Origin of the sequence: Streptomyces sp. UNOC14_S4, assembly GCF_020740835.1 — a bacterium.
Lineage (GTDB): Bacteria > Actinomycetota > Actinomycetes > Streptomycetales > Streptomycetaceae > Streptomyces.
The window spans coordinates 1-2345 of record NZ_JAINFC010000793.1 but is presented as its reverse complement, the minus strand read 5'-3'; the positions used below and the strand labels follow the sequence as shown (position 1 = coordinate 2345).

The 2345-nt window shown below is 74.5% G+C and carries 2 protein-coding genes; both read left to right on the top strand.

Going from position 1 to position 2345, the window contains the following annotated elements; translation table 11 throughout:
* The first annotated feature begins 66 nt into the window (after nt 1-66).
* Nucleotides 67-1845 carry an IucA/IucC family siderophore biosynthesis protein gene (locus tag K6I34_RS35795; protein ID WP_229332202.1) on the top strand — a complete coding sequence of 593 codons (1779 nt, stop codon included), beginning with the start codon at nt 67-69 and terminating at the stop codon, nt 1843-1845.
* Nucleotides 1842-2345: SidA/IucD/PvdA family monooxygenase (locus tag K6I34_RS35790; protein WP_229332201.1), on the top strand; the 504-nt coding region annotated here is incomplete at its 3' end. The genes K6I34_RS35795 and K6I34_RS35790, both read left to right, overlap by 4 nt.

Here is a 2345-nt window from a genome sequence, read left to right as displayed (position 1 = left end):
GTTCCCCGCGCCCCTGACGGGGCGCCCCGCCCCCCGATATCGTCTCCGTCCGACGAGAGTTCCGTGATGATCACCTCGCCGTCCGATCCCCTCGACCATCCCGACGCCGCACGCGCCGCCGACTCCGCCGCCACCGCGACGCTTCTGCGCGCCTACGTCCGTGAGACCGGTACCGACGTTCCCGCCACCGGCCATGACCTGCGGCTGCGCTTCCCCGCCAGTGGGCTGGAGCTGAGCGTTCCGGTGCGCCACCGCTCGGCCACCGGATTCCACCTCTTCGGCGACCCCGTCGTGCTCGGTACGGGCAGCGACGTTCCGCCGCCCGCCGACGTGGCGCTCGTCGCCGCGGCGGCCGTCCGGGAGTCGACCACCGGCCGCGGTCACCCCGCCCACCTCGGCGCCGACGCGGTCGGCCGCGTCCTCGGGTCCGCCGCCCGCGTCGCCGCCCACCTCGCCGACCGGCGCGCCGAGCCCGACGGCACCACAGGGCCGACCCCCTTCCTCGACGCCGAGCAGGCGCTCCTGCTCGGACACCCCTTCCACCCCGCGCCCAAGAGCCGCGAGGAGGCCACCGAGGCCGAACTGCGGGCCTGCTCACCCGAGTTGCGCGGATCCTTTCCGCTGCACTGGTTCGCCGCGCACCCCGACGTCGTGGTGGGGGAGAGCGGGGACGGCGGCGACGTCGCCGCGCTGCTGCGCCCGCTCGCCGCCGGGGTCGCCCTGCCCGCCGGTACCGTGCCCGTACCGGCGCACCCCTGGCAGGCCCGGGAGATCATGGACCGGCCCGAGGTCCGGCGGCTCGTCGAGGACGGGCTGCTGACCCCGCTGGGTCCTGGGGGCCCCGACTGGTACCCGACCTCCTCCGTGCGCACCGTCCACCGGCCCGACGCCGATGTCATGCTCAAGCTCTCCCTCGGCATGCGCATCACCAACTCCCGCCGCAACAACCTGCGCGGCGAGCTGCGCCTCGGCGTCAGCGCGGCCCGGCTGCTCGCCTCGGGCCCGGCCGCGTGGCTGCGCGCCGAGCACCCCGACTTCGCGATCCTGCGCGACTTCGCCTGGATATCCGTGGGCACCACCGGCGCCGAGAGCGGGCTGGAGACCGCGATCCGCGACAACCCCTTCCGGGGCGACACACGCGGCGGCCGGGGCGAAGGGCTGTGCGTCGCCGGGCTGCTCGCCGAGCGCACCGGACCCGGCGACGGCTCCGCCCCGCTCCACCGCTCGCTGCTCGCCGCCGCCGTCGCCCGCGCCGCCCGGCACCACGGCACGACGCGGGCCGAGGCCGCCGCGCGCTGGCTCGACGCGTACCTCTCCGTCCTCGCCGTCCCGCTGATCCGGCTCCAGGCCCGGTACGGCATCGCCCTCGAACCGCACCACCAGAACACCCTCGTCGCCCTCGGCGACGACGGGCTGCCCACCGCGGGCTGGTACCGCGACAGCCAGGGCTACTACCTCGCCGAGTCCCGCCTCGCCGACATCGAACGCCTCCTGCCCGGGGCCGCGGACGACGTCGAGCTCGTCTTCGACGACGCCTTCGTCGACGAACGCGTCGGCTACTACCTCGGCATCGCCAACCTGCTCGCGCTCGTCGGCGCGATGGGCGCCCAGGGCCTGGCCGACGAGCACGATCTACTCCTCGTCCTGCGCGCCCGCCTGGAGCGGCTGCGGGCCACGGAGCCCCGCGCCGAGGGCCTGCTCGGCCTGCTCCTCGACGCGCCCGTGCTGCGCTGCAAGGGCAACTACCTCACCTGCGTGGACGGACTCGACGAGCTCGTCGGCGACGTGCACACCCAGTCCGTCTACATCGACCTTCCCAACCCTCTCGCGGAGGCCCGGCGTTGAGCACCCAGACCCCCTACGACCTCGTCGGCGTCGGCATCGGCCCGTTCAACCTCTCCCTGGCCGCGCTCGCCGACGGCGTCCCGGACCTGACCACCCTCTTCCTCGACGCGAAGCCCGCCTTCTCCTGGCACCCCGGCCTGCTCCTGGAGGGCACCACCCTCCAAGTGCCCTTCCTCGCCGACCTGGTGACCATGGCCGACCCCACCAGTCCCTGGTCGTACCTGAACTACCTGCGGTCCCACGACCGGATGTTCCCGTTCTTCTTCTCCGAGCGCTTCCTCATACCGCGCCGCGAGTACGACCACTACTGCCGCTGGGTCGCCGAGCGCCTGCCCTCCTGCCGCTTCGACGCCGAGGTCACCGCCGTCGCGTGGGACGAGGACGCCGACGCCTTCGCCGTCACCCATCGCTCCGCCGACGGCACCACCACCCGCGTCCTGGCCCGGCAGCTCGTCCTCGGCGTCGGCACGAACCCCGTCGTCCCCGAACCCCTGCGGCCC